Origin of the sequence: Microcoleus vaginatus FACHB-2002 (assembly GCF_040004035.1) — a bacterium.
Classification (GTDB): domain Bacteria; phylum Cyanobacteriota; class Cyanobacteriia; order Cyanobacteriales; family Microcoleaceae; genus Microcoleus; species Microcoleus vaginatus_C.
In genome coordinates, this window is record NZ_JAMPLN010000052.1 from 1 (window position 1) to 26,093 (window position 26,093).

The window sequence follows — 26,093 nt, forward strand, 5'->3', positions numbered from 1 at the left end:
TGTAAAACACACTTATGTTAAGGATTGTAAAGTATCCTTAGCCCTAAGCGTGGCTAAGTTAGCCCTGTTTACATATTGTTACATAGCTCGGTTTAATCCCGCTTACCTACTTACTAACTCAATTCGATCGGCCCGCGAAGTCAGGATGCAATAAATCCACCCCCGTATCTAGCACCGCAACTTTCATTCCGCTACCAGTCAACAGAGAGTTCATCACCTTCGTTGCTTTCAGACCCCAAGTAGACTCGATATCATCAGCAAAACATTCTTGTTTGTTGATTCCTTCTACCTCTGTAGTAGTGGCTTTCTCGTACAGGTTATCCACCGCATCGCGATAGCCACGCAAATACTCTAGAGACAATCCATCCTCAATGGCGTAGAAAGTGCGCTCCGGTTCGATCGCCCTGATGGCAGAATCCTCTCCCGCTGATGTCATGATGCTGCTAAAACCCCCTTCGTCTAAGGAGACGACGGCGACACCGAGAGTTGGGAACACCGCTCCCCCTGCTCCTTCAAATTGGCTGAACTCTAGGGCCGAGTCGGGGAAATCGGCAGCATTTGCCAGTCCCGTGATGCCAGCTTGGTCACTTAGGAGGGCTAACCCTTCTGTCACCGCATCTTCGCGGAAAGTAATAATGTAACGCCCTGTTGCTCGATCGGCTTGGGCAGTTTCTGGGATGGGAAAACTAGGTTGTTCAGACATAAAATACCTCTTATTGACTGTTATTAGAAATCAATAACAGTTTTTCGGATTTTGTAACATCGATTTCTGTTGTTTTTGATTCAGCCTCGACTTATTTTACGTTGCGTCCAAGACTGAAAAGCTAGTTGCGTGCCAGAACTCAAAAATTATTTTTTGTTTGTGGTGAACATTATTGTTTAATTTTGTTTATAGCGAACTTTTTGGGAAACAATTAGGCTCATATTATTAAGTTTTTATAAAAAAACTTACTACTAAAAGTAATTGGTATATGATAAACATCATTAATTTTTAGGAATGCGATTTTCCTAAGACAACATTTCCAGCCAAAACTAATTTTATATTAGAATTAGTTGGGATTCACAATGTATCTTTTTCATTGAATTCACGATGTGATGTAAATGTAAATAGTTATTAACGCATTTAATCTCATTGTTGAATAAATAGACTAAAAGCTGGCAAATTTAGCGTGAATATATTTAGCAATTCCCAGTAAGTATAAGCGTTAAAGCTTAGCTATGAATTCCTCTTAAAGAGTTTTAGTGAGAACATAGAAAATGAGTACTAAAAAGTCATTGTTTATACCTCGGCGTCAAGTAATTCGTGGAATTTTATCTACTACAGCGTTTGCAGTCACATCGCGCCTTTGGACTGGATGTAGTCCTGCTAAAGAGGTTCAAGCAAACTCGGCTGGCACAGATAAGCCAATTGTGATGGGATTTATTTATGTGGGTCCCAAAGATGACTACGGCTACAATCAAGCCCAAGCCGAAGGGAACGCTGGGGTTTCTAAATTAGCTTGGGTAAAAACTGTAGAGGAAGCAAATGTTCCTGAAACTACCTCGGTACAAGAAACCATGAGGAACATGATCGAACAAGATGGGGCAACAGTTCTGTTCCCTACCTCCTTCGGGTACTTTGACCCCCATATTCTGAAACTGGCAAAGGATTACCCGGAGGTACAATTCTTTCACTGCGGTGGACTTTATCAGGAAGGTAAGCATCCAAATAACGTTGGCAGCTATTTTGGCTACATTGATGAGGCTGAGTACGTGGCAGGCATTGTTGCCGCCCACGCTTCCAAAACCGGAAAATTAGGATTTATTGCTGCTAAACCCATACCGCAAGTATTACGCAATATCAATAGCTTTACATTAGGGGCACGTAGCATTAAGCCAGAAGTTACAACTCAGGTGATTTTTACAGGAGATTGGTCTTTGCCTGTTAAAGAAGCTGATGCTGCAAATAGTATGGCTGACCAGGGTGTTGATGTAATTACCTGTCACGTAGATAGCCCCAAAGTGGTGATGGAAACGGCAGAGAAACGAGGCATTTTCTGTACTGGCTACCATGCTAGTCAAGCCCAACTTGCGCCCAAAGGATATTTAACAGGTGCCGAGTGGGACTGGACGAATGTCTATTCTAAGTATGCTGAAATGCTTCAAGCTGGCAAGACGCTGATGAACGGAGGCATTCCCCATTTAGTACGCGGTGGCTTGAAGGATGGCTTTTTGAAGCTATCGCCCTACGGCAGCACTGTAACGGCTGAAGCGAAAAAGGATGCAGATGCTGCTAAGAGTAAGTTTCTTGATGGCAGCATGGTGATTTATAAGGGGGAAATAAAAGATAACACCGGGAAAGTTGTGATTGCTGAAGGTAAGGATTACAAGCAGCAAGATGCAGAACTAGAAAAGATGAATTGGCTGGCATCAGGCGTCATCGGCAAAGTTACGAGTTAATTAGCGGATGTGCATTCAACATTGTATAGCGGACAACTTAAACGCTGATTAGCTTAGTAGGGGCGTGCAGGTTGGCCCCTACATACCCCTTTCTTTCGCTAAGAAAGTATTTCACGCCCGTAGGCAACTGCTATACAAGCAAGTTTTTAATTCAACACTCATCATTTTCTTAGTAATTCATCTTTTATTCTGATGATGATTAACCGTCAAAACTGGCGTACAACTTTGGAAGCGGTTTGTATCCCGATCGCCGCCATCCTCTTCTCATTGGTATTGTTTGGAATTTTTTGTGCGGTAGCTGGATCTAATCCCTTTGCTGTCTATGCCTCAATCTACAAAGCAGCGTTTGGCAGTTGGCATTCATTCCAAAACACCCTGATCAGGGCTGCACCGTTGATGTTGAGTTCTCTGTGTACGGCTCTACCTGCCCGTTTAGGGTTGATGATTATCGGCAACGAAGGCGCTTTAGTAGTTGGGGGTCTGGGGGCTGTCGCCGCTGGACTGGCTTTATCTTCTGCACCGCCGACGTTAGTTCAAATTGCAATGGCGCTGGCAGGAATTGTCTGTGGAGGTCTTTGGATTGGTGCAGTGGGAGCTTTGCGCTATTACCGGGCAGTGAATGAAACAATTAGCAGCTTGTTGTTGAACTATATTGCGATCGCCCTGCTGAATCATTTAGTCGGCGGCGTGATGCGTGACCCCAGCAGTGTCAATAAAATTTCTAGTTACCCGATTCCTGATGTGAATATGTTAGGGAATATTCCAGGAACCCGCGTTCATTACGGTCTAATTTATGGGTTGGTTGCTTGTGCGATCGCCTACTTCCTGATCCAGCGCACTACCTTTGGCTTTGCAGCTAGAACAGCAGGAGGTAACATCCGCGCTGCTCGAATTGCCGGACTTCCTGTCGGCAAGTTGACAATGGCAATCTGTTTCTTAGCTGGGTCTTGTGCGGGTTTGGCAGGCATGGTGGAAGTCGCAGCCGTGCATGGTCGAGCTAACGAATCACTTAATGCTAACTATGGCTACAGCGGTATCTTAGTTGCATTCATTGCTCGACACAACCCTCTTGCTGCGACTATTGTGGCAATTCTGCTTGGCGGCATTCTTGCTAGTGGTGGCATCTTGCAACGGGCACATGGACTGCCCGATGCAACGGTTTTAGTGTTCCAAGGATTGGTCTTTTTGGTGGTTCTGTATAGCGAATCGCTCTACGGACGTTTGCCATTTTTCAAACAACGGTCAATCGATAGCCCTCAGCAGCCACCTTCTAGCGAGCAGCCATCAGTAGCCACTGTCTAAGCAATACGTTAAGCCAAAATCTCAAATCGGAGGAATCCACAATGGCAGCAGAAGTATTAGGTTGGTGGGGAGTACCTTTGGGTATCTTGGCAGGAACTTTACGGGGTAGCGCTCCGTTTCTGTTCGTCAGTTTGGGCGAATGCCTGACTGAAAAAAGCGGCAAGATTAATTTGGGGTTAGAAGGAACACTGTTAACGGGTGCGATGAGTGCCTATGCTATTTCTTATCAGACTGGATCGCCTTGGTTAGGTGTTTTAGCCGCCGGTTTAGCGGGGATGGTACTAGGTTGTATCCACGCTTGGCTGTGCATACAACCAAAAGTAAACGACATTGCCGTAGGCATCGCCATGATTATTTTTGGTAGCGGCATTGCTTTCTTTTTTGGCAAACCTTTTATTCAACCAAGTGCCCCCCAGTTGCCTAGTTTCCCTCTGGGTGCTTGGAGTCATCTGCCTCCGGTGCAATCAGCTCTACAAATTTGTCCCCTATTTTTGTTAGGTGTAGCGATCGCTCCTCTAATGCAGTGGTTCTTTAAATCAACTCGCTGGGGGTTATTTATTCGTGCAGTTGGAGATAGTCCCGATGCTGCCAAAGCAATGGGAATCTCCATTAATAAAGTTCGTATGCTCTGCATTATCGCAGGCAGTTTCTTAGCTGGAATTGGTGGTGCTTATTTATCTCTTTACTACCCCGGTAGCTGGACAGAACGCATCTCTAGCGGTCAAGGACTCATGGCGGTAGCGCTGGTAATTTTCGCTCGTTGGAACCCAGTTCAGTGCTTATACGCCTCGTTGCTGTTTGGGGGAGCACAGGCGATCGGGCCTGCTTTGCAATCAGTAGGGGTGGATTCCTATTACTACTTATTCAATGCTTCGCCCTACATCCTGACGCTGGCGATCATGATTATTACTTGTTCGCCGAAACGAACTTTGACAGGCGCGCCTGGATCTTTAGGAACTAGCACGTAAAACAGGAATTTATCGCAAGGAAGATAAACATGGGACGTTTTGTAGAAGCTGAACCATATCCTTATCCTTACAATGGCGATTTGCGCCCAGAAAATACGGTGCTGCTGATAATTGATATGCAAATTGATTTCTGCGGCATTGGTGGATATGTTGATAAGATGGGCTACGACTTGTCACTGACTCGCGCTCCTATTGAGCCCATCAAGCAAGTCTTAGAAGTCGCACGGGCGAAGCACTTCCATATCATGCACACCCGCGAAGGACACCGCCCCGACTTAGCAGATTTACCAGAAAATAAGCAGTGGCGATCGCGTCAAATTAACGCCGGAATCGGCGATCCCGGCCCCTGCGGCAGAATTCTAGTTCGAGGTGAAGCAGGGTGGGAAATTATTCCAGAACTCGCGCCTTTGCCTGGAGAAGCGGTGATTGACAAGCCTGGAAAAGGTTCTTTTTATGCCACGGATCTAGATCTGTTACTGAAACGCAAAGGCATTCAAAACATTGTCTTGGCTGGCATTACAACCGATGTTTGCGTGCATACCACAATGCGAGATGCAAACGATCGCGGTTATGAATGTTTGCTGTTATGTGACTGTACGGGCGCAACAGATTATGGCAATCATTTGGCGGCACTTAAGATGATCCAGATGCAGGGAGGAGTGTTTGGAACTGTTGCTGATTCAGAAGCATTTATTAAAGCTTTAAACGATGAGTTTTGAGGACAAATTCCAGTGATATTATGTCGGGTTTCATCGGTAGTGTAAGAGTGAGTGGAAAATTTATCTGTAGGAATCAGAGGTTAAATTTTAACGACCGATAAAAACAGATAAACGCAGATAAACGCAGATAATAAGGGCGATATTACCAGATGTGAGATTAATACTTCAAACATTGAAATGATCCCTACGCTCTAACTAAAAAATTCCATCTCATAAGTAGCAGATAAGCTGAAAAATTTACAGGGGAGACAAAAACATGACAGAAGTAACTGATTCTATAGATCGAAAATCAGCACTGGAAACTCAAAACTCAAAATTCCCAGCTCAAAAGTTGATTTTACCACCAGAACTAGAGGTGGTTAACATGACTAAGCGGTTTGGCATGATGACTGCACTTGATAACTTCTCGATGACGCTAAAACCAGGGACGTTTCATGCTTTGCTGGGCGAGAACGGAGCAGGCAAAAGTACCCTTGTTAAATGTGTGATGGGTTTCTATACTCCTACTTCAGGCAAAGTTTTGATTGATGGGCAGGAAAGCACGATCGCAAGTCCTCGCGATGCTCATAAGTATGGCATTGGCATGGTTTACCAGCACTTCACTTCTGTGCCTGCGATGACTGTAGCAGAAAATCTGGTTTTGTCACGCTTTGATAGCCCCAATTTGATTAATTGGAAAGCCGAGTACGAGCAGTTAAAGGCTTTTATGAAAACTGCTCCTTTCCGAGTTCCTCTAGATACCCCAATCTTTCAATTAGCTGCTGGGGAAAAACAAAAGCTAGAAATTCTTAAACAGATATATCTTCAGAGTCGGATCTTGATTCTGGACGAACCCACTTCGGTGCTTACTCCCCAGGAAGCCGATGAGGTTTTAGGTTTACTGCGCGCAGAAGTTACTGCTGGAAGATTAAGTGTGTTAATTATCAGCCACAAATTCCGGGAAGTGATGGCGTTTTGCGATAGCATCACGGTGCTACGTAAAGGGAAGTTTGCAGGTCAGGGTTTGGTCAAGGATCTGACTGTCTCGGATATGTCTGAAATGATGATGGGTGAAAGGCGTGAGCCAAAACAAGTTGAAAAGACAGCCCCCCCAACGACTATCCCTGTACTTCAAGTCCAAGACCTTCATGCCAATAAAGACAACGGTCTGGAGGTATTGACAGGAGTAAACCTCACAGTTCACAGCGGCGAAATAGTTGGGATTGCAGGTATCTCTGGCAATGGTCAGCGGGAACTGGTAGAAGTATTGGCAGGTCAGCGTTCTGCTACAAGTGGATCTGTACTGGTCAATGGCGAAGTTTATACAGCAACACGAGCCGAAATGTTTAAACATCAGGTCTTCGCACTACCAGAAGAACCCCTTCACAATGCTTGTGTGCCACACATGAGTGTGGCAGAAAATTTAGCCCTGCGGACGTTTGACCGCCCTCCTCAAGCTAAAGCAAGTATCTTACTCATCCTGAAAGAAATTAGGCAGGCGGCTAAGAGCTTAATTAATGCTTTCAAAATTAAAACGCCTTCGCCAGATACCCCTATAGGCAATCTGTCGGGGGGAAATGTACAGCGCACAGTGTTAGCACGGGAACTCTCCGCCGAACATATTAAGTTACTAATTGCCGCGAATCCTTGCTTTGGTCTTGATTTTTCTGCTGTGGAGTATATTCACGGTCAGATTATTGAGGCTCGCAACCGAGGAGTAGCTGTGTTGCTGGTGAGCGAAGATTTAGATGAACTGCTGAAATTGTCCGATCGAATTCTAGTAATCAGTGGCGGGAATTTTACTTATGAAAGTGCGATCGCAGATGCAGATTTTGCTCAGATTGGTAAAAGCATGGCAGGACATTAATCAATTTGGGAATATTTATGACTGAATTACTGAAGCAAACTTTGCTCCTTAAGGATTTACCTAATATCGCGACGTGGCAGAATGAGTTGGCTTGGCAACCATTTCGTGATGGGGTGGAAATCTACCGACTTTATGGTGATAACGAAAGTGGATCGGCTGCTGCTCTACTGCGGTATGAGCCGGGAGCGAGTGTCCCAATGCACACCCATACTGGTTTTGAACATATTTATGTACTAACTGGATCGCAAACTGACCAGAATGGCGAACACCAAGCCGGAACCTTTGTCATTAACCCCCCTAACAGTAACCACAGTGTTGTCAGCCAAGCTGGCTGCATAGTCCTAGTAATTTGGGAAAAACCTATATCAATATGGTCTTAATATCTGCCCAACCTTATGATTATGAACTGCCCGTCTCTGGCGGTGTGGCTTTGGTTATCATCGATATGCAGCGAGACTTTTTGGAGCGTGGGGGATTTGGTGATGCTTTAGGCAATGATGTCAGCAAACTACAGGCGATCGTACCAACGGTAAAGCAGTTATTAGAGGTATTTCGCGATCGTCATCTCCCGATTGTTCACACTATTGAAGGTCATCAACCTGACCTTTCTGATTGTCCTTTATCTAAGCAAAAGCGGGGTCAAAATCAACTAAAAATTGGCGATCGAGGCCCAATGGGACGAATTTTAATTTTGGGTGAACCTGGCAATTCAATTATCTCAGACTTGACACCTAAGCCTGATGAAATAGTAATTAATAAACCAGGCAAGGGCGCTTTTTATCACACTAATTTGGAATTAATACTTGGTGAAAAAGGGATTACTCACCTAATTTTTACTGGAGTTACGACCGAGGTTTGCGTTCAAACAACTATGCGTGAGGCTAACGATCGGGGGTTTGAATGTTTACTCGTTGAGGATGCTACAGCCAGCTACTTTCCAGAATTTAAACAGAGTGCGATCGATATGATTCGCGCCCAAGGGGGTATTATTGGTTGGACTGCAAAGGCTGAAGTAGTAATACAAGCTTGGGAAAAATCGCCGCCTTAAATTTAAAAACTCTCGGCTATCCCCGATGTTTGGGGTAAAAACCAGTGGCTGATATATTTTTTCGTAACAGGCTTTCCGGCCTGTTCCACAAAGAAGAGACCTCTGGGTTTGGGGCGGATTGTCACCCCTCCAGATGTGGAACATCTGATGAAAAACGCGCAAAAATAATGAAAAACCCGGTTTCTTTAAGAAGCCGGGTTTTTGCGTATTCTATTGTTTATTTAAGCTACTTAACTTCAGCCGATCGCCGACTGTTAGGTGATTCGTAGTAAACTCCCGAACCTGTATCCGAGACAAAATGACAATCCCAGTAAGAGCGAATAAAGCTCTTCCAAATTGGCTCGGTTGACTTGCGATAATAATCGCCCAACACTGGCTTGATGGCTTCCGTTGCTTCCTTCAAGTGATAGTGCGGCATTGTCGAGAAAATGTGGTGGGCTACGTGGGTGCCGATATCGTGATGGATGGAATTGATAATTCCGTAGTCGCGATCGATCGTAGACAATGCACCTTTCAAGAAAGACCAATCTTTACCGCGATACCAAGGAATATCGGCTTCTGTGTGGTGCAGGAATGTTACCAAATCCAGCCAGATCACGAACACTACATAGGGAACCAAGTAGAACTTGAGTAAAAACAGCCAACCAAACTGATAGGTTAGGGCGCCTAAAAAGGCTACCATCAGTACCAAGGATGCGGAACTCGTCAACACATCCCATTTTTCGGACGGACGGAAAAGCGAGCTACCAGGCATGAAGTGAGAACCAGTTCGATCGGGCGATCGCCGAAATAGATAAATTGGGTAGGCAAATAACATCAAATAAAAGCGTCCCAGCTTTTCGTACCAAGGCATTTGATTGTATTTGCTCTCCGATACCGGATACCAGCTTTCATCGTTATCTAAGCTGCCTGTATTTGCGTGGTGGGTTCTGTGACTAATCCGCCAACCGTGGAAGGGCACGAGAATTGGAGCGTGGGAGAGGTGCCCGATCAGGTTGTTGAGCCATTTGCTCTTAGAAAATGAACCGTGTCCGCAGTCGTGGCCCACTACAAACAATGCCCAAAACATGGTTCCCTGCATCAACCAAAAGATTGGGTAAAAGAGCCAGGAATCGACGGTATAGGCGATCGCATACAAACCGGCGATGATGCCAATATCTAAAAAGAAATAAGCCAGAGATTTCCATGCCGAGGGTTCAAAACAGTGGGCTGGAATGGCTGCCTTGATATCTTGAAGAGTAAAAGGTAACTCTGTTGTACGAGAGGACGAGTCTTGATTGCTCGGGGGATTGAGAACAGTATTTGATTGCACGAAGTTTCCGATTTAAGCTGACTTGAGAAACCGCATTCCGCCTTGTAACAGTCAATCGATTTTAGATTTTAGATTTTAGATTTTAGATTCACTCCACAGATGAATCTGGGGGCTTAAACTAAGATCTAAATTTTTTGGCTCTCCCCGACATGAGTCAGGGGCTTGTATCCCTATGCAGGTGAGGTAACATTCAACCTGCAAGGAGCCATATTTTTACTCTGCAAGGGTTCCTAAAGTTCTTTAGTTCGCATGAACAGCCCGTCCGCGATTCTCAAGCAAGTTGGCTTGTGGAATACTTGTGTGGGAAAAATTAGTGCGATCGACCCTGTTATCTGAAAAAATCTCATGTGCCCGTTGTTGGTGCGAAATGCGACTTCCATCTGAGAGTGGACATCTGGAGGAACTACCTCCAGTCTGCAGGTAGCATACAGCGTTTCGAGCAGCAATTGTGAACGAGAGTGTAGGAAAAAACCATCGATTTTAGATTGGCGATTTTAGATTGAAGGACAGATCTCAAATCTCAAATCTGCAATCTCCAATCTAAAATCCCAGTGTTGGGTTTCACACAAGTTCTACCCAACCGACTGTTCACTACTCTTCACAAATTCTGCAAGAACTGCTAAAGCTAAGTTAATGTAACATTTCTACACACATTCTGGCAATGACTTACCAGAAGAAATAGAAAACCCATAAATTGGGGAAAGTGACCGGCGATCGCTTTCCCACTTTTTGATTTTCTAGGTTCCAGCTTTTTCTAATATGAGCTTAGACCGTTTTACCACTTCTGGAACGTCGATCGGATAATCACCAGTGAAACAGGCCGAACAAAAACTCATCGGGTCTTCGTTCGTCGCCTTCAGCATTCCATCCCAACTCAAGAAAGCCAAAGAATCTACCCCAATTTGGACGCCGATTTCTGCGACTGACTTAGTAGCAGCAATCAACTGATCTTGATTGTCGGTGTCGATCCCGTAGAAACAAGGATGTGTCACCGGCGGCGAAGAAATTCTCATGTGAACTGCCGTTGCGCCCGCATCCCGCAAGGCTTTGACTATTTTGCGACTGGTAGTGCCGCGCACGATCGAATCATCGATAATAATTACTCGCTTTCCTTCCAACACATCTTTGAGAGGGTTGAGTTTCATGCGAATTCCTGACTCCCGCATTGTCTGAGTCGGTTGAATAAAAGTGCGCCCGACGTAGCGGTTTTTAATCAATCCTTCGGCGTAAGGAATGCCGGAAGCTTGAGAAAAGCCGATCGCCGCCGGGATTCCAGAATCAGGAACGCCGATGACTATATCAGCCTCAGCCGGAGATTCTGCTGCCAACAAACGCCCGATCCGCAGTCGGTAGCTGTACAAACTTTCACCTTCCATTTGGCTGTCGGGTCGAGCAAAATAGATCATTTCAAAGATGCAAAGTTTGCGCTTTTGTTGCTGACTCCAGTGGAATGAAGCCATACCTTCCTCTGTAATCCAAACTAATTCTCCCGGTTCTACGTCCCGCAAAAATTCAGCACCGATAATATCCAAACCACAAGTTTCCGATGCTAAAACGTATCGTACCGGAGTTGTGGGGAGGATGCCAATTACCAGCGGTCGGACGCCGTGGGGGTCGCGGACTCCCATCACGCCTTGGGGGGTGGCGATCGTCAAACTAAAGGCTCCTTGGCACATAGCAAAGGCGCTGATCGCTGCTTCCAGCCAGTCTTTGCCCTTGTCTACCTCGGAACCGATCGCCACTGCGATCGCCTCTGAATCCGTCGTGCTGACAAATTCGCACTTCCGAGACAGCAATTCTTCCCGCAATTCTTTTGTATTGACAAGATTCCCGTTATGTGCTAACGCGAGACTTCCCAAACGGGTTTCGACGACAACAGGTTGAGCGTTGACAACCCGCGACGAGCCGGTAGTAGAGTAGCGAGTGTGGCCTACTGCTAAGTTACCGGGCAAGTGACCTAAACTCGATTCGTTAAAGACTTGGGAAACCAGTCCCATATCTTTGTGCAGGTGGACTGTTTCACCGTCAAAGGTGGCAATTCCTGCTGATTCCTGACCGCGGTGCTGCAAAGCATACAAACCGAAGTAGGTCAACTTGGCGACATCTTCACCCGGTGCGTAGATACCGAAAACGCCACAAGCTTCCTCGGGCTTGTCGGGTTTGCTAGAATGCTCGTCAGCCGCGAAGGAATGGTTGGGAATCATAGATGGGTGGGTTCCTAATGGGGAAGGTGGGTTAGGGGGACAGTTTCAGCGGGAAATCTTGTTTGCGAAAGCGTCGCATAACTTAACATTCCCTTAATCTTGCCACGGATCTGTCATTATTTCCAACTCGTGTAGCATTTCAGACAGAAGCGATGCGGCGTTCAATGGCATTGTAGTATCGATCGCCCTCAAATCCTATATTAACCTTGATTAATGGTGGGCGAGGGATTCGGTGATTGAAAAATACTGTTGGCGAATTCGCCAAGGTGTTACCCCTCACATCTGGAATGCAGCATTTGGGTTCGCTTAGGCTAGTTAATAGCTATATGGTTAATTAAATATTTAGTCCAGAGGCACTATTTTTAGGGGTGAGGGGTGAAACCATTTTTAAATTCGCCAACAGTCTCTTGAAATCGCCGAACTATCGAGGGGGTAGCTTGTATTAACCACCCGCACTCAATCTATCCAAACTTCGTCAAGAATCGGAAAGCATCGAGTACATGACTCGCGCAAACGTAAGGCGAAGTATTGTAAAAAGCTTGCCAAGCTGCCGCTTTGTCTTCGTCGTATTTATCGGCTCTTTCCTGGTGTTTTCCTAGCCAATTCAGCCGCACCGCGTGACCGACTAATACATCTAAAACGATGTATTCTTCTACTTGCAATTCGGGGTTGCGCTGGGCGATCGCCGCCAATTCCATCAGCGCCTCAATATTTACTTGCCGATATTCCGGTGCGACAATCTTATTCAGCAAATGCTCGATTTGTAGCGCAAAATTCTTTTCCCCCGGCGTCATTTCCGATAAAATGATATGGCTATCTAACCGATTGCGCCGCTCTAATTTGTCGCCAATAATCAAGCCTTTACAGTGCCGCAGCAGTCCCCAAACACTCGGATAAAAATCCTTCGGTACGCGATTGACAGTACCTTCCATCTGCCGCTTCCGCCGCCATCCTCCCGCAGGCATTTGCGGTTCTTCGGAAACAGGCGCTACTACCCATTCAATATCTTTTTCCGGCTGTTTGACGCGCAGCGATTCTTGCTGTTTGAGGATTTGATTCATTTCCTCGTATTCTGTCAACACTTGGCGCAGGCGATTTTTGATTTCAAAGGGACTTAGCTGCATTAAATGTTCGTAAGCTTCATTTTGCGTAACTCCCAATTCGCGGGCAAACTCGCTAGTCAGCAGCAAAATAAAGTAGCTAACTCTCAGCGTCAGCAGGCCTTTAAATAACTGCGGTTCGGCTTTAATTAGCAGGCCAAGGTAGATGAGAACTTCTTGAGTTAAAACTCGATCGCGAATATCTTCTCCGCAGAATTGGCGAATTTTGTCCATCACTTCCGTGTAAGAACCTGGTCGCGAAATTATCGAATCTTCGCTGTAGGCTTTCCCCACAGCAATTTGTTTTTGCCGCACCAAAATGTCTGTCACCGCATCAGACAAGCTAATATCAACCTTGTCCAGCAAACCAGCGGCATGGCGGATGACTGCCCATTGGATTTTTGATTGCGAACTTTCTCCAGCTTTTGTATAAACTTCGTTGAGCAAATCCACCACTTTAACTGTTTCTTCCGCACCTCCAAATCCTGTATCAAAATTTAATCCCTTGAGTCGAACTAAGGTGTGCAGTAACTCAATTTGTTCGTACAAATTTTCTGAATCTCGCAGGCTAGTTAGCAAGAATTGAGTATTAGTTTCGCACTCTAATTTAAATTCTTGCGTGTGACCCAAAGGCCAAGTTTTGTCAGGAGTGTAAGTTAGATAGCTGCGCGTTTCTACTGCACCTGTCACCGGAGACTCGGTAAATTCAAAATCGTGCATGAAATCAATTATTTCGGTTCCAGCAGTCAGCATTAACTGCTTAAGATTTCCGAGTTTAACTGGCGTGTTTTTACAGTGTCCATCCCTGAATTCCTTCATTAATTCTAACAACGCTTCCCGCCCGGTTTCCAGCATCGTGTGAGTCAGCATCAGCGTTACCGTAGGGCGTCCCAACTGATACCAGTGGCGGTGAATGTGAGCTATTTCGCTCTTGATTTGAGCTACTAGAAAATGGTAATCTAAAGTTAAGTAAAACTCTTGTCTGTTCAAAAACGAGGGGAGAAATACGATCGCCTCTTCGCGAATTTTAAACACCCGAGAAGTTGTTAAACTCCGCAAACGGCGCACGGGGCGGCCGCTTAAGCCTAATTGGTCGTTTCGTCCAATTTGCGTGTAAATAGCTGATAATTCTTTAGTCTGGCGGACTTGAATTGGTTCTACCTGTTTTGGGGTTTGGGCGGCAATGCCGTTAGCGGCTAATTCTGCTTGCAAATCTTCGTCTTCAGCTAACAGTGCAATTTGCACTAAAGGTTCTCTGTGTTGGCCGACCGACAGGTGCCTTCCCAGCGGGTCAATATCGCCCACTGCGATTAATCCTTCATTGAGCAATTGACCGAGAAAGTACAAACTTTGCGCCCAAACGAGGGGAATATTTTCATTGGGTAAGCGCTGCTGGCTGCTGGGATTGAGCTTTTCTGCTTCTATATTTTCGGCGGGGACGTAGTACAATTCTGGTAGTAGTGGCAAACCAGAGCGATCGACTGCCAAAGATTCCAAACGCTGCTGGTACTCTTGCACTTGAGCTTGATTTCCCTGAAATATGCCGTCCAAGAGCAAATAAGTGAAAAATAGCGGCCACTCGCATTCAATGTGCTCGAACTGCCTTAATTCTGTGGGTTCGTAGTGCAGGCGATCGGCATCTTCCAAAACTGTTTGGTGTCCATCTCGCAGAAACCGCTTGCAGCCATATTTTCCTTGCAATTTGTCAATAATCTTATTTCTAGTCCGTTCTATTAATTCTCGGTCTTCCACAGCAAAAGCCGGAAAACTAATCACGCTCAATAAAGCGGCATCTACTTCTTTTGAACTAGATTCGCGAGGCAAAAGCGATTCCAACGTTATGCGACTTCTGGCAATTTCGTCGGGCAAAACGTGAATAACTGACGCTTGAGAACCTTGAATACCGAACAAATCTAACCCATTTATTGCTTCCAGCGCTGCTTTAGCCATGCCAACTGAACTGGCGTTCAATTCTGCATTGCCGCGATTAATTTTATGGCCTCTTTCCCAAATTCCGTAATCCGGCGTGCGGTAGGCTCTACCGATGTAGTAAACTAAATTTTGCACGAAACTGACTTCATCTATTGTAAAAATTACGTGCAGCCCGGAAGCCGTCATTTGAGCAAGAATTAATAAGAATATAGATGTAGCATCTAACTGTAAATGTCCCCACTTGTCATCACCGACAACAATACTTCCAGTTTGAGTATTGTATTTAGCGTGCAGGGCATCTAGGGGCGACTGAGTATTTTTAAAATGTTCTACTTTGCTCGATTGCTGCATCATCGCAAACAGCAAGCCGCGCATCAGTTTGACTGTGCTGTGTTCGAGTTCAAATGTTCTGCCCTGATCGCCATCAATTTTGCGGTAAGCTAAACCCAAACCCCAAACTGCGAGAATGCTGTACACGTTGTCGCGCACCCAGGCATCGGTGTAGTCGCCGTGGGCGTTAACGGCGGTACTCGCCGGCAGCAAACCAGTAATTGGATTTTGGCGCTTGAGGATGATGTTTTTGATTTGCTGGTAGTAATAATCTAACCTGGTTTGCCGCTGGGTTTTTGCGATCGCCATTTCGTTTTCCTTCTTTTTCCTGATGCGAGTAGATTTGCGGTGAATAGACTTTTAAATATATCAGATATTAGATCATTTCTCAAGTTATCCAAACACAAAAAGGTAATTGCCATGTCTACCCAAAAGCACAATAACAACAGCGTTCCTTTCGTGAAAGTTGTCTACTCTACAGTGAAAATTAATGGTAAAATTGAGCTAGTACCGATGGAATGGTACGCTGACGGGTCTGTCAAAAAAATCGAACACTAATGCTCGATCGCACTTGGCTGGCAAACTCTAATGAACTTGCGCGACCCGTCGCTTACAAAAAAACCGGTTTCTGGGCCACCGAACGATGACTTAACAGACTCTTGGTGGCACAAACCGGGTTTTTTGCGACCAAAACTGGTCTAGCGTCGATCGCCAATCTAAGCTAATTTAAATAACTAAGTGTGTAGGAATCTAAAAGAAAAAAATATGGATCGATCGCAGCCGCAATTTTCAGTGCTGGGACTACCAGTTCACATATTAGATGATTATGCAGGTTGGCTGATGGAGCGCCTGCATCAAGGGTTAGGAAGTCACGTCGTGACTTTGAATGCTGAAATGGCGATGCAAGCCGAGCAAAATCAGGCTTTAGCAGATGTAATCCGCAAAGCGGAACTGGTGATTCCCGACGGTTCGGGAGTGGTGCTGTACTTGCGGCTGCGTGGCAAACCGGCACAGCGCTATCCGGGGATTGAATTAGCAGAATCGCTGCTGCAACAAGCCGGAAAATTGCCTGATTCGGAACCACTATTTTTCTTTGGAGGTTCCCCAGGAGTGGCGGCTGCGGCGGCCAAAACTTGGCAGCAAAAAGTTAACGGATTGTCGATTGCTTCTCAACACGGTTATCTTTCCGCAGATGAAGAAAAAGACTTCCGTGAAAGCCTCAAAAAAATGCAGCCAAAACTGATTTTTGTAGGATTGGGAGTGCCGCGCCAAGAATTTTGGATTGCCGAACACCGACACCTTTGCCCTCAGTCAATTTGGGTGGGAGTAGGCGGCAGTTTCGATATTTGGGCGGGAACAAAAACCCGCGCGCCGGCTTGGTTTTGCGACAATCATTTAGAATGGCTGTACCGGCTTTATCAAGAACCTTGGCGGTGGCGCAGGATGTTAGCTTTGCCACAATTTGCATTGAAAGCTTTGGGGGATTTTAAAGCTTAAAAGCTGCCAGCACAAAATAGGTTTGTAGTGAGGGATTTAGTCCTCATAAAATTCTGAGAACTTCAGTCCTCACTACGGACCAATTGCCATTAGACAATGTAAGGAGAATCGATCGCCTTTGCCCGATTAGTTGCCACCAAAGTCTGGTAAATCAAAGCCGAAATCTCAGCGCGAGTAATATCCCGAAGCGGCGAAAGCCAATCGCGGGAAGGATAATTAACCACAATCTTCAAAGCAGTTGCTGTGGCGATCGCACTCAAAGCATAATTAGGAATTTGAGAGCGATCGATGTAAACTTTCAAAGAATCAGGATTGCCACCCTTAAGTTCTAAACCGTTAACCAAAGACACGATCGCCTCAGCCTTAGTCAAATTCTGATTCGGGCCGAACTTCAACCCCGGAAACCCCGCCAAAAACCCCCCCCGATTTGCCCGTTCGATCGCACTTCTCGCCCAAAAAGTAGCAGAAACATCAATAAAATTTGTAGCCGGCACCCTCGGAATCGGACTAAACGCACTCACCAACAGCGCCGCATATTGAGCACGGTTTAAACTCTCATCAGGCCTAAAAGAACCGTCAGGAAAACCGCTAATTATATTCGCCGCAGCCAAAGCTTCAATAAACTTCTGTGCCCAATGTCCAGAAATATCGCTGAACACCGCACCCCCGATATTCGGATTGCCGCCGCCCTTTCTCACCGCAGCTTGCACAGCTTTAAAAGCATTCACTTTCCCGTAACCAAACCAATCGCTGCGACCGTTGTTAGGATCGTAATTTCCCATGCGATTGCCCAACTGGGGATCGGGATCGAGATCGACAATTTTCTCAGCAGTTTGTTCGAGAATTCCCCGCACTTCCCGCGCCGTCAAACGGGGGTTAGCCGAAAGTATCAACCCTGCAACCCCAGCGACTACTGGAGTGGCGCTGGAAGTACCGCCAAAAGTATCCGTATAGTCCCCCCAGTCGTAGCCCCGATCGCCCACTCTATCGGCAGTAAACACCCCCAAACCGGGCAAATACTGCGTCACCTCCGGCGGCGTGCCGATATATCCGGTTTCGGGCAACCAAGTTCCCGGCGGTGCGTTGTTGCTGGGGGCGCAAACCGAGATGCTGGTGCCCCAATTGCTGTAGGCTGCTTTTTTGTTGAGGGAAGTGGAAGCGCTGACGGCAATTACGTCGGGGTGAACGGCAAATCCGTTTAGCCATCTAGTTTGACCCTCCACGACGTTGTTGGGCCAGCCTTTCTCGTTAACAGTACCGTCGACTGGGCGGTTGGCATTCCCCGCAGCGAACAGAATAACGCAGCCTCTGCCGCCCCGCCCTTGGGTTGCTGCTTTGGTGATAACGGCACTCTGCCGCAGGGAAAGGGGATAATAAACTGCTGAAGACCCCCAACTGCAAGAAATGACGGCGGCACCTTTTTCGATCGCCCAATTAAATATTTTTTCGACAGAATTGTCATCGAGAAAACCACTGGTACGGATGGGCATCAGGGCGCATCCGGGGGCGACGCCGACAATGCCTTTGCCGTTCTCTTCAGCAACGGCGACGCCGGCACAACTTGTGCCGTGGTTGTCTGAGTCTGCGACTGGCATCGGGGAGGTATCGCCGTCTTTGAAATCGATGGGTGAGACGATTTTGCCTTGACCTTGAAAATCTGGGTGGGTGATGTCAACTGAATCGTCGGCGATCGCAATTACGATCGATCGAACTCCACGAGTCATGTCCCAAGCTGGTTCTGCATAAATTTGAGCACCGCCGACAAGTTGATTGCCGCCTTTGTTATTGAGATACCACTGTTTGGGATAAAGCGGATCGCGGGGCGTGTAATGCTGCTGCGTCTCTACTAAAATGTTTGGTTCCGCTACGAGAACTTCTGGATATCTTGTCAGGCGGTTGGCAATTTTGATTGGGTTTTCTGTTGCTTGTTTGGTGACTTCGCAGACGAAGGTGTTAGCAATTCCTTCTACTGGCCTGACTATTTTTAAAGCTGCTGCATTGGCGATCGCCTTTCGCGATTGTTCATCTACTTGTTCGCCAAATTGAATCGTAATTTGGTCGGTTAAATAAAAGAATGTACTCGGATTGTTCGCGGGGCAATAGACGTGGCTGGCAAAAGCTACAGCATCGCTGGCGCGCGCTGCTTGCATTGCTGCTTCTAGGCGATCGGGCGCAACGAGATATTCTTCGAGATTGGTTTGGCCGATGCGACGGTTGAGTTGTGCCCCAGTTGTTGCAGCCCAATCGTTTGAGGCTGATGCTGTTGATGAGGGCCGGACTGTAAAGCGATCGTCCGCTTTTGACAGCAGCAATTCATCACCGCCACGCTGCAAAATCACTGCCAGACTTTCATCGGGAACTCCAATCCCTTGATAGTTTTGGAGAGTCTCGGAGGTGGGTTTGCTTGGTTGTACCATCAGAAATGTTCCTGTTTGATTTTGATGTAGATTTATCACACATATTTATAAGCTGTCAGGGAGGTTTTTGCTATGAGGGGTTTGAAGCTGTAACTAACAGCGGTAGTTTTTCCATCAGTCCGCGTCGGACTTAGTTTGTGCGATCGCGTTGCTAGCGGTTTCAACCGCCGAGTCTTTTTCGATATCAGCGAGTTTTTCAGATAAACACGCTCAAATAAACACGCTAGGATTAACATTAAAAAATTCTCCCAGCGCCTTAGCTTGCGCCTTGCTAATCGCCCGTTTCCCATTAACCACCTCAGAGACTACTCCTTTGGAACCAATCACGCCCACTAAATCGGCTTGTTTGAGTTCGCGAACTTCCATGAAATGCAATAGAACATCCCGGGGAGTCACTTCTGGATCTGGGTAATATTTTGATTCGTATTCTTCGATCAACAGCCCCCAGAGACTCAGTAAAGTTTCTTCTTCTACTGTTAATTCTTCCTTAGACATCAGAAAATCAACTTCTGCGAGGGCAAGATCATTATCTTCTTCGTTCAGGATTGGCTTAGGCTGAGATTTAGCCAGCAGTTGACCGTAAGCTGTTTTTTCAATTGTGATGTTCATTTCTCATTCCTTTGCTTGCTTACTTAGACATGGTTCTCAAGTAGAAGGTGGGTGTTTGTTTCTCGGTATCATGATTTTGACGTGGGGAGTAAATGTTTTGGAGTGATTGAATACATCAGGGAATCTGTAAGGTTTCCCTGATGATTTTAGTAAATTTAACCTATTTTATGTTTGACTTCATCTTCATCATTCCACTTGATATTGTCATATTCGCTATGGGTTAAAAATTTTTTAAAATAAATAATTTTGGCGGTATAGTTTATTTTTACGATTAATCTATACTGATTGCCTTTAATATTAAATATGGTATATCCACAGACTTGATCGACCGATTTGGAATATCCCTGTCGAATCTCTTCTAGTGATTCCCAATCGTTGTCTTTGATGGCCTTGCGCCAGACTGCGATCGCAGCCTTGGCATCGTCGGAGTAGGATTCGATCGCACTCTCCAGATTTTTCTTGGAAATTAGCCTCATTCCAGTACCGTTTTTTACACGACACCTCTATGTTCTCATACTGAGAACATTCTGTCAAGTCTCTACTTGAATTTTTCCTCAAGAGCCTTTTGCCCGATCGCGCACCCTTTGACATTTCAACAAATTTGGTTTACACTTAGCCGGTTGCGATCGCCAATGGTAAGATCGGCTCAAGCTAAATATTTTTTTAAAGCGCACAGGCGCAAAGTAATTTCATGGTATACTCTGGAACTGTTTGTTGGCTTCGCTCCACTGCCCGGATTACGATCGGGGCGATCGCAGCTTTTACCCTATTGCAACCGCTCCAAGTCCAAGCACAACAACCTTCTGGGCCAGAGAACCAACAGCAAATCGAGCCCGCCGACGACCCCACAGACCCCAACAATCTTCGCCCTCTGACGCAAGACAGCAGTCTGCTGAGCGTCCCAGGAGGCCAGCGTTTGATGACAGAAGCCAGCAGTGCTATTTCCTCTCAGAATTACGCACTGGCTACTCAAAAACTCCAAGAATCCCGCCAAATTTTCAATCAACTGTCCAACTTCTACCAACAACTGGGTAGCAGTTTTGCCGGAATTGACATTCGCTTGGCCGAAAGCCACCGCACCAAAGCTGTAGAAACGGCTCAAATGCGCGACGAAGCTACCTACCGGCTGGCGTTGGTGCACCGGGCGCAGAATAAGCCCGAACTGGCTGTCCCCCTGCTGATTCAGATTATTCGATCGCAGCAGCCAACTCGCGACTTGGGCAAGAAAGCTTACCAGCAGTTACTGGAATTGGGTTTTGTGGATTCGCCCTTTCCCCGGCCTGCCAGCGCTCAACCGAGCTCATCGACAAAATAGTTCCACTAAAATCTAAATTACAGCCGTTTATCAGAGAAACCAATGGTTACACCGTCTCAAGTAGCAGAAATGATTAAGGCAGGGTTGCCCGACGCTAAAATACAAGTTGAGGATTTGACCGGCGGCGGTGACCACTACCAGGCGAGAGTCGTCTCTGCAGCCTTTGAAGGAAAAAGCCGAGTACAGCAGCACCAACTGGTTTACGGCGCTCTCAAACAGGCAATGGCTAGTGAAGCCATCCACGCTTTGGGCTTGGAAACCTTAACTCCCGCAGAATGGGAAGCGAAAAGTCAAGTTGCTTAATTGTTGAGCGGCAATTGGGTATCACAAGTTTGTGCTTCTGTCAATAGTTGCTTGAAATACAACTGCTGCACTTACGCACAAAAACCAAAGAAACCGGGTTTTTTAACCGGAATCTATGGCTGTAACGAAAGATTTTCGTAAAAAACGCGGTTTCTGCGTCAGTCAACGTTTAAAACTTTTCAAACAATATTAGGACCTACCATGAGTACAACAGCACATCAAAGAATTGACGAGTTGGTTAAGCAAAACAAAATCATGGTGTTTATGAAGGGCAATAAGTTAATGCCCCAGTGCGGTTTCTCTAATACTGTGGTGCAAATTCTCAATACTTTGGGAGTGCCTTACGAAACTGTTGATGTTTTGGCAGACCAGGAAATTCGTCAAGGCGTTAAAGAGTATTCCAACTGGCCGACAATTCCCCAAGTTTATATCAACGGCGAGTTTATTGGTGGCTCGGATATTATGATCGAGATGTATCAAAAGGGCGAATTGCAAGAAGTTGTAGAAGTGGCTTTGGCTTCTTAAATTAGACAGAAAAAACATATCCCCGACTTCTTAAAGAAGTCGGGGAAATAACAGCAATCGCGTTTTACGTGCAATTAGGTTGATTTACTTAATTATTCGTTATAGCCATACTAAATCATTTGTGAATTTTTTACTCCCTCCCCGCGAGTTCGGGTAGGGTTGGGGTGGGGTAAAAAATTTACGACTCATTTAGGATTGCTATACCAGGCAGAGCCTGGGAACGCACTGCGGTCGGCTCGGCATCGAATTTTTAGGCTCCCAAAGCGAGGTCGAGCCTCTGGACATCGGTTCCCAGGCCGAGCCAGGGAACCCGTTACAATTCCCAATTCCCAATTCCCAATTCCCAATTCCCAAATCATCAAGGGTTTATCAAACCGAATTTGCTATTTAATAGTAGTCTGATTCAGCCTGTGTCTGTGTCTGTGGCATTGCAAAATTGGAGGGGTCATGAATGTAACGCGCTGCTTCTTCCTCTAGTCTGTGAATCAGATAGGGTTCCAAACTGTTGGAATGCCGCAGGGCTGCTAAATACCCGTCTAAGTAAAGCCGCAGGTCATCGAAGCGATAACCTCTATTCCACATTTCGACGAGGGCGTCGGTGAGTTTTTGGTAGTGCCGGATTGTTTGGGTGTCTTGTAGCATGGTGTGAGGTTGAAATCCTTTGTGGTTTGTATAATGACGGCGGGATTTAGGAATGGCCTCGATTGATGCTGAGTGGCTCAGCTTGAGGCTATTTCTAAATAAAAGTTTTTACCCTGCTCAACAGGCTACCCTCCATAAAAAATTTCACTCGTTGCAATGCAGTTGCTCGACTTTTTGCGCGCACCTAGATAATTCGCTGTGCGTTTAATGGAGTCGGGATGTTGCTGAATTTGGCGGTCAAAGTGGCTGAGTGTTCCGGCTACCGAGCGAACGGTTGGAGGAATTCTAGTTTCACTTGCGCGATTTGTCAACCTCCTGGGAGTGGGGGCTGGGTCGGGGGGATCGCTTTTGGCAGGCGGTTGGGGCATGGGATCGATCGGCTTTACACTGTCTTATTTTCATTGTAAGCTCATCGCCAGAAGGATTTAACCTTTCTGCAGGCTGACCCTGCCAAATTAACCCAATATTTAAAATTCCTACCCTGGGTGTGTCCCCTGCTTTAAACGCAGCTCATGCTTGAGTAGCGATGGTTACAAAAGCTTGACAAAAGCTCTGTTAACCTTGTAGCAATTAGTGATATGGGAAGCTCGCCTCTGTGGAATCTGCAAGTATTTCAATTGTTGAAGGGAATCCGCACCTGCGATCGCTCTTGGGCTGGCATCTACAGCAAGTCGGTCACTGGGTGCACCAGTCAGCGGATATCAGTCACGCTAGGGAAATATTTTTTAGCCGCCAGCCAACCCTAGTCATTCTGGATGCCCAATTGCCGGATGGGGACGGTTTGGAATTTTGCCACTGGCTGCAACAGCAGCAGCAGTCGCTGATTTTGATGCTGTCGGCGCGGAATTCGGAATCGGATATTGTTGAAGGTTTGAAGGCGGGGGCAGACGATTACCTGACTAAACCCTTTGGGATGCAAGAATTTATGGCCAGGGTGGAAGCTCTGATGCGCCGCAACCGCACGATGGTACCGCCGGCGACGCTGGAGTGCGGGCTGCTGAAAATTGATTTGGTGCAGCGCCGAGTCAGGTTGTACGACGAACATATTGAGCTGACTCCCCAGGAATTTAGCCTGCTGTACGTGCTAGCTCAAGCTGGAGGAGTGCCGCTGTCGCGCTCGGATTTGCTGCGTCGGGCTTGGCCCGATGCTATTGATAACCCCCGGACGATCGACACTCACGTACTCTCTCTGCGGAAAAAAATAGAAATCGACCCGCGACAGCCGAGCCTGATTCAAACTGTACGGAATGTCGGCTACCGGCTGAATCTGGAGTTGTTGAATAATGCCAATCAGGCGCATTCACCAGTTCCCAGGGCGGTGCTTTCTTAGAGTATTAAGTAGGTCATTGCAAAAAAACAATAGTATTTTATAGGGGCGGGTCTAGCTAAGAATCACTCATATACCAGCGAGAAGATGAAGGCAAAACCCGCCCGACCTATCTATTTAATGTTTATTTTTACCCACCTACTTCTCAGCGGATAAGTCGGATTTTATTTTGGGAATTGATTGGCGATCGCATCGGTTTTCGCCGCCATAATAAAGTCATTGCGGTGCAGTCCAGAAATCGCGTGAGTCCACCAAGTAACGGTAACTTTCCCCCACTCGGTTAACAGTGCGGGGTGATGTCCTTCGGTTTCTGCTGCTTCGCCGACGCTATTTGTAAAGGCGATCGCGCTTTTGAAATCCGGGAATTTGTAGGTGCGTTCTATTTGGGGAATGCCATTTTTTTCGATTAAATTCCAGTCGGGAATTTGAGGTTTTAGCTGGACAATTTCGTAAGCTGTGACGCGGGGAGAGTTTGGGCGACAGGCGGCACAGCGTTCTTTTGCTAAAGGTTCCATAAATTGCTTGTTAGCGAGAAGATGCTAAAAGATATTATAGACATTTCTAATCTGAATTATTTTGGATGGGGCAACTGTCCTTTAGGAGTGACGTAGAGATTGCGATCGAAAGCGTTCATAAAACAGATGAGCAATCCTTTAAAATTTCTGCAAATAATCGTTCACCGTGGAATCGCTTAACCGATAATATCAGGAAGGGGCGGGTTGATTTGGCTATCTCGCTGATATTGTAAACGTTGCTGAACCCGCCCCTCCAAGTGCGATCGCTCAACCGATAACTTTCTTAATCAAATCCAACTTACCTAGATAGGGAGCGTACCGCCATTTTAAGTCAAGTAAAAATGACTTTTGCAGCACGCTTTTTTGATGCGAAAAAGTGTCAAAACTTGCTTTGCCGTGATAGGTGCCGATGCCGCTGTCGCCAACTCCGCCAAAAGGTAAACTTGTTACTCCGACTTGCATAACCGTGTCGTTGAGACAAACTCCCCCCGAAGAAGTTTCCCGCAAAACTCGCTCTTGTTTCTCTTTATCCTTCGAGAACAAATACAAAGCTAGGGGTTTGGGACGGGCGTTGATTTGGGCGATCGCCTCCCCGAAATCATCATACTCCAAAACTGGCAAAATCGGCCCGAAAATCTCATCCTTCATCACAGGCGCATCCCAGGAAACCTTGTCGATAACCGTCGGTGCAATATATTTATCTTCGGGGTTTGTTTGACCGCCGACGACAACTTCTCCGTCTTTGATAAACTCTGCCAAACGTCCTAAATGATGCTGATTGATAATTCGAGAATAGTCGGGACTTTTCTGCGGATCGTCGCCGTAAAATCCGTGAATTGCTGTTTTAATTGCCTGCATCAAATCGGGTTTAACTTTTTTATCAACTAACAGGTAATCTGGAGCGATACAAGTTTGACCTGCATTGATGAATTTGCCCCACGCAATGCGTTTAGCAGTGTATTCAATTTGAATATCTGAGTCTACAATGCAAGGAGTTTTGCCGCCCAATTCTAGTGTGACAGGTGTCAGGTGTTTGGCCGCGGCTTCCATGACTATTCTACCGATTTTTGTGCCGCCTGTAAAGAAGATGTGGTCGAATTTTTCGGCTAATAATTGTTGGCTGATTTCGACTCCTCCTTCGACGGCGGCTACGTAGGCGGGATCGAAGGTTTTGGTAATCATGTCGGCGACAACTGCCGACGTGTGCGAGGCGATTTCAGAAGGTTTGAGGATGGCGCAGTTGCCGGCGGCGATCGCCCCGACCAAGGGTGATATCATTAGCTGAAATGGGTAATTCCAAGGCCCGATGATTAAAACAACGCCCAAAGGTTCTGGGTAAATGCGGGCCGATGCTGGGAATTGATCGATCGAAGTAGGCACTTTTTTCGGCTTTGCCCACGATTTTACATTTTTGATGGCATAATTAACTTCTGCGATCGCAGCAATTTCAAAATAAGCCTCGTACTCCGGCCTGTTCAAATCAGCCTTGACAGCATCCACAATCCGTGATTGATTGGAAACGATCGCACTCTTGAGGTTTTTGAGTTGTTCGATCCGAAAATCCACATCCTTAGTTTTCCCAGTCGCAAAAAATTGCCGCTGCTGCTGGATAATATCGCTGACGCTGATTACCATATTTATTCCTCCATGTCTATCAATAAATGTTACAACAGGAAAACGGAACTTGGGTAAAGTGCGATCGGTGTTAAAGCGCAGACTTATTGAAGAAGTCTGCGATCTGGG

The 26,093-nt window shown here is 46.3% G+C and carries 25 protein-coding genes; 13 read left to right on the forward strand and 12 right to left on the reverse strand.

The window, feature by feature from the left end; all coding sequences use genetic code 11:
• Positions 1–118 precede the first annotated feature (118 nt).
• Positions 119–703, reverse strand: coding sequence for a hypothetical protein (locus NDI35_RS27155; protein WP_445315427.1), 585 nt, complete (start codon positions 701–703; stop codon positions 119–121).
• A 554-nt stretch (positions 704–1,257) separates the two neighbouring features.
• On the opposite strand from NDI35_RS27155, the gene NDI35_RS27160 reads away from it, so the two are divergent.
• The 7 genes from NDI35_RS27160 to NDI35_RS27190 all read left to right on the forward strand — a co-directional run bounded on the left by NDI35_RS27160 (position 1,258) and on the right by NDI35_RS27190 (position 8,322).
• Positions 1,258–2,439 carry a BMP family ABC transporter substrate-binding protein gene (locus NDI35_RS27160; protein ID WP_445315428.1) on the forward strand — a complete coding sequence of 394 codons (1,182 nt, stop codon included), beginning with the start codon at positions 1,258–1,260 and terminating at the stop codon, positions 2,437–2,439.
• 192 nt (positions 2,440–2,631) lie between these two features.
• A complete protein-coding gene (locus NDI35_RS27165) occupies positions 2,632–3,741 on the forward strand; it encodes an ABC transporter permease (RefSeq protein ID WP_445315429.1) in 1,110 nt (369 codons plus the stop codon).
• A 41-nt stretch (positions 3,742–3,782) separates the two neighbouring features.
• Complete coding sequence (locus tag NDI35_RS27170; protein ID WP_190741851.1) at positions 3,783–4,709, forward strand: ABC transporter permease; 927 nt, start codon at positions 3,783–3,785, stop codon at positions 4,707–4,709.
• Positions 4,710–4,738: 29 nt separating this feature from the next.
• The gene (biuH, locus tag NDI35_RS27175; RefSeq protein WP_445315430.1) at positions 4,739–5,428 is read left to right on the forward strand and encodes a biuret amidohydrolase; all 690 of its coding nucleotides are present in this window, start codon (positions 4,739–4,741) and stop codon (positions 5,426–5,428) included.
• 256 nt (positions 5,429–5,684) lie between these two features.
• Complete coding sequence (locus tag NDI35_RS27180) at positions 5,685–7,274, forward strand: ABC transporter ATP-binding protein (protein WP_445315431.1); 1,590 nt, start codon at positions 5,685–5,687, stop codon at positions 7,272–7,274.
• Between the two features lie 17 nt (positions 7,275–7,291).
• Positions 7,292–7,654 (forward strand): cupin domain-containing protein, encoded by a 363-nt coding sequence (locus NDI35_RS27185; RefSeq protein ID WP_333213802.1) that lies wholly within the window; start codon positions 7,292–7,294, stop codon positions 7,652–7,654.
• A complete protein-coding gene (locus NDI35_RS27190; protein ID WP_445315432.1) occupies positions 7,645–8,322 on the forward strand; it encodes a cysteine hydrolase family protein in 678 nt (225 codons plus the stop codon). The genes NDI35_RS27185 and NDI35_RS27190 overlap by 10 nt, the downstream gene beginning before the upstream one ends.
• Positions 8,323–8,548: 226 nt before the next feature.
• Here NDI35_RS27190 and NDI35_RS27195 read toward each other — a convergent pair whose 3' ends face one another.
• The 3 genes from NDI35_RS27195 to NDI35_RS27205 all read right to left on the reverse strand — a co-directional run bounded on the left by NDI35_RS27195 (position 8,549) and on the right by NDI35_RS27205 (position 15,509).
• Positions 8,549–9,634: a DUF3474 domain-containing protein gene (locus NDI35_RS27195; RefSeq protein WP_445315433.1), complete on the reverse strand. Its 1,086-nt coding sequence runs from the start codon at positions 9,632–9,634 to the stop codon at positions 8,549–8,551.
• 737 nt (positions 9,635–10,371) lie between these two features.
• Entirely contained in the window at positions 10,372–11,838 is a 1,467-nt protein-coding gene (gene purF / locus NDI35_RS27200) for an amidophosphoribosyltransferase (RefSeq protein WP_445315434.1), read from the reverse strand.
• A gap of 461 nt (positions 11,839–12,299) precedes the next feature.
• Positions 12,300–15,509 (reverse strand): phosphorylase b kinase regulatory subunit alpha/beta, encoded by a 3,210-nt coding sequence (locus NDI35_RS27205; protein ID WP_445315435.1) that lies wholly within the window; start codon positions 15,507–15,509, stop codon positions 12,300–12,302.
• 111 nt (positions 15,510–15,620) lie between these two features.
• Here NDI35_RS27205 and NDI35_RS27210 point away from each other — a divergent pair, with 111 nt between their 5' ends.
• Together NDI35_RS27210 and NDI35_RS27215 are read left to right on the forward strand one after the other, a co-directional pair.
• Positions 15,621–15,758 (forward strand): hypothetical protein, encoded by a 138-nt coding sequence (locus NDI35_RS27210; RefSeq protein ID WP_445315436.1) that lies wholly within the window; start codon positions 15,621–15,623, stop codon positions 15,756–15,758.
• A 207-nt stretch (positions 15,759–15,965) separates the two neighbouring features.
• Positions 15,966–16,697, forward strand: coding sequence for a WecB/TagA/CpsF family glycosyltransferase (locus NDI35_RS27215; RefSeq protein WP_445315437.1), 732 nt, complete (start codon positions 15,966–15,968; stop codon positions 16,695–16,697).
• An 89-nt stretch (positions 16,698–16,786) separates the two neighbouring features.
• Here the strand turns inward: NDI35_RS27215 and NDI35_RS27220 are convergent, their stop codons facing one another.
• The 4 genes from NDI35_RS27220 to NDI35_RS27235 all read right to left on the reverse strand — a co-directional run bounded on the left by NDI35_RS27220 (position 16,787) and on the right by NDI35_RS27235 (position 20,199).
• On the reverse strand, positions 16,787–19,114 hold the full coding sequence (locus NDI35_RS27220; protein WP_445315438.1) for a S8 family serine peptidase: 2,328 nt from the start codon (positions 19,112–19,114) through the stop codon (positions 16,787–16,789).
• A 35-nt stretch (positions 19,115–19,149) separates the two neighbouring features.
• Positions 19,150–19,350 carry a hypothetical protein gene (locus NDI35_RS27225; RefSeq protein WP_445315452.1) on the reverse strand — a complete coding sequence of 67 codons (201 nt, stop codon included), beginning with the start codon at positions 19,348–19,350 and terminating at the stop codon, positions 19,150–19,152.
• Positions 19,325–19,723 (reverse strand): helix-turn-helix domain-containing protein, encoded by a 399-nt coding sequence (locus tag NDI35_RS27230; protein WP_006634032.1) that lies wholly within the window; start codon positions 19,721–19,723, stop codon positions 19,325–19,327. The genes NDI35_RS27225 and NDI35_RS27230 overlap by 26 nt, the downstream gene beginning before the upstream one ends.
• A 155-nt stretch (positions 19,724–19,878) precedes the next feature.
• Positions 19,879–20,199 carry a type II toxin-antitoxin system HigB family toxin gene (locus NDI35_RS27235; RefSeq protein ID WP_190657699.1) on the reverse strand — a complete coding sequence of 107 codons (321 nt, stop codon included), beginning with the start codon at positions 20,197–20,199 and terminating at the stop codon, positions 19,879–19,881.
• A gap of 215 nt (positions 20,200–20,414) precedes the next feature.
• Between NDI35_RS27235 and NDI35_RS27240 the strand changes: the two genes are divergently transcribed.
• From NDI35_RS27240 to grxD, 3 genes are all read left to right on the forward strand, one after another.
• The gene (locus tag NDI35_RS27240) at positions 20,415–21,038 is read left to right on the forward strand and encodes a hypothetical protein (protein ID WP_333388865.1); all 624 of its coding nucleotides are present in this window, start codon (positions 20,415–20,417) and stop codon (positions 21,036–21,038) included.
• Positions 21,039–21,080: 42 nt separating this feature from the next.
• The gene (locus NDI35_RS27245) at positions 21,081–21,341 is read left to right on the forward strand and encodes a BolA family protein (RefSeq protein ID WP_333068825.1); all 261 of its coding nucleotides are present in this window, start codon (positions 21,081–21,083) and stop codon (positions 21,339–21,341) included.
• A 201-nt stretch (positions 21,342–21,542) separates the two neighbouring features.
• Complete coding sequence (grxD, locus tag NDI35_RS27250; RefSeq protein ID WP_190657705.1) at positions 21,543–21,866, forward strand: Grx4 family monothiol glutaredoxin; 324 nt, start codon at positions 21,543–21,545, stop codon at positions 21,864–21,866.
• A 387-nt stretch (positions 21,867–22,253) separates the two neighbouring features.
• On the opposite strand, the gene NDI35_RS27255 is transcribed toward grxD, so the two are convergent.
• Both NDI35_RS27255 and NDI35_RS27260 read right to left on the reverse strand, forming a co-directional pair.
• Complete coding sequence (locus NDI35_RS27255; RefSeq protein ID WP_333101986.1) at positions 22,254–22,508, reverse strand: DUF6761 family protein; 255 nt, start codon at positions 22,506–22,508, stop codon at positions 22,254–22,256.
• 125 nt (positions 22,509–22,633) lie between these two features.
• Positions 22,634–22,876: a hypothetical protein gene (locus NDI35_RS27260; protein ID WP_333042763.1), complete on the reverse strand. Its 243-nt coding sequence runs from the start codon at positions 22,874–22,876 to the stop codon at positions 22,634–22,636.
• A 227-nt stretch (positions 22,877–23,103) separates the two neighbouring features.
• Here NDI35_RS27260 and NDI35_RS27265 point away from each other — a divergent pair, with 227 nt between their 5' ends.
• Entirely contained in the window at positions 23,104–23,838 is a 735-nt protein-coding gene (locus tag NDI35_RS27265) for a response regulator transcription factor (protein WP_445315439.1), read from the forward strand.
• Positions 23,839–23,999: 161 nt separating this feature from the next.
• On the opposite strand, the gene NDI35_RS27270 is transcribed toward NDI35_RS27265, so the two are convergent.
• Positions 24,000–24,350 carry a 4a-hydroxytetrahydrobiopterin dehydratase gene (locus tag NDI35_RS27270; RefSeq protein WP_445315440.1) on the reverse strand — a complete coding sequence of 117 codons (351 nt, stop codon included), beginning with the start codon at positions 24,348–24,350 and terminating at the stop codon, positions 24,000–24,002.
• Positions 24,351–24,617: 267 nt separating this feature from the next.
• Positions 24,618–25,985 carry an aldehyde dehydrogenase gene (locus tag NDI35_RS27275; RefSeq protein WP_445315441.1) on the reverse strand — a complete coding sequence of 456 codons (1,368 nt, stop codon included), beginning with the start codon at positions 25,983–25,985 and terminating at the stop codon, positions 24,618–24,620.
• Between the last annotated feature and the right edge of the window lie 108 nt (positions 25,986–26,093).

Bases quoted from the DNA above. Each gene is read 5' to 3' on its own strand.
- NDI35_RS27220 (WP_445315438.1), bottom strand. From the start codon at position 19,114: ATGGTACAACCAAGCAAACCCACCTCCGAGACTCTCCAAAACTATCAA.
- NDI35_RS27180 (WP_445315431.1), top strand. From the start codon at position 5,685: ATGACAGAAGTAACTGATTCTATAGATCGAAAATCAGCACTGGAAACT.
- NDI35_RS27235 (WP_190657699.1), bottom strand. From the start codon at position 20,199: ATGAGGCTAATTTCCAAGAAAAATCTGGAGAGTGCGATCGAATCCTAC.
- NDI35_RS27185 (WP_333213802.1), top strand. From the start codon at position 7,292: ATGACTGAATTACTGAAGCAAACTTTGCTCCTTAAGGATTTACCTAAT.
- biuH (WP_445315430.1), top strand. From the start codon at position 4,739: ATGGGACGTTTTGTAGAAGCTGAACCATATCCTTATCCTTACAATGGC.
- grxD (WP_190657705.1), top strand. From the start codon at position 21,543: ATGAGTACAACAGCACATCAAAGAATTGACGAGTTGGTTAAGCAAAAC.
- NDI35_RS27160 (WP_445315428.1), top strand. From the start codon at position 1,258: ATGAGTACTAAAAAGTCATTGTTTATACCTCGGCGTCAAGTAATTCGT.
- purF (WP_445315434.1), bottom strand. From the start codon at position 11,838: ATGATTCCCAACCATTCCTTCGCGGCTGACGAGCATTCTAGCAAACCC.
- NDI35_RS27155 (WP_445315427.1), bottom strand. From the start codon at position 703: ATGTCTGAACAACCTAGTTTTCCCATCCCAGAAACTGCCCAAGCCGAT.
- NDI35_RS27275 (WP_445315441.1), bottom strand. From the start codon at position 25,985: ATGGTAATCAGCGTCAGCGATATTATCCAGCAGCAGCGGCAATTTTTT.
- NDI35_RS27225 (WP_445315452.1), bottom strand. From the start codon at position 19,350: ATGTTAATCCTAGCGTGTTTATTTGAGCGTGTTTATCTGAAAAACTCG.
- NDI35_RS27190 (WP_445315432.1), top strand. From the start codon at position 7,645: ATGGTCTTAATATCTGCCCAACCTTATGATTATGAACTGCCCGTCTCT.
- NDI35_RS27205 (WP_445315435.1), bottom strand. From the start codon at position 15,509: ATGGCGATCGCAAAAACCCAGCGGCAAACCAGGTTAGATTATTACTAC.
- NDI35_RS27270 (WP_445315440.1), bottom strand. From the start codon at position 24,350: ATGGAACCTTTAGCAAAAGAACGCTGTGCCGCCTGTCGCCCAAACTCT.
- NDI35_RS27165 (WP_445315429.1), top strand. From the start codon at position 2,632: ATGATGATTAACCGTCAAAACTGGCGTACAACTTTGGAAGCGGTTTGT.
- NDI35_RS27255 (WP_333101986.1), bottom strand. From the start codon at position 22,508: ATGCTACAAGACACCCAAACAATCCGGCACTACCAAAAACTCACCGAC.
- NDI35_RS27210 (WP_445315436.1), top strand. From the start codon at position 15,621: ATGTCTACCCAAAAGCACAATAACAACAGCGTTCCTTTCGTGAAAGTT.
- NDI35_RS27230 (WP_006634032.1), bottom strand. From the start codon at position 19,723: ATGAACATCACAATTGAAAAAACAGCTTACGGTCAACTGCTGGCTAAA.
- NDI35_RS27215 (WP_445315437.1), top strand. From the start codon at position 15,966: ATGGATCGATCGCAGCCGCAATTTTCAGTGCTGGGACTACCAGTTCAC.
- NDI35_RS27245 (WP_333068825.1), top strand. From the start codon at position 21,081: ATGGTTACACCGTCTCAAGTAGCAGAAATGATTAAGGCAGGGTTGCCC.
- NDI35_RS27240 (WP_333388865.1), top strand. From the start codon at position 20,415: ATGGTATACTCTGGAACTGTTTGTTGGCTTCGCTCCACTGCCCGGATT.
- NDI35_RS27260 (WP_333042763.1), bottom strand. From the start codon at position 22,876: ATGCCCCAACCGCCTGCCAAAAGCGATCCCCCCGACCCAGCCCCCACT.
- NDI35_RS27170 (WP_190741851.1), top strand. From the start codon at position 3,783: ATGGCAGCAGAAGTATTAGGTTGGTGGGGAGTACCTTTGGGTATCTTG.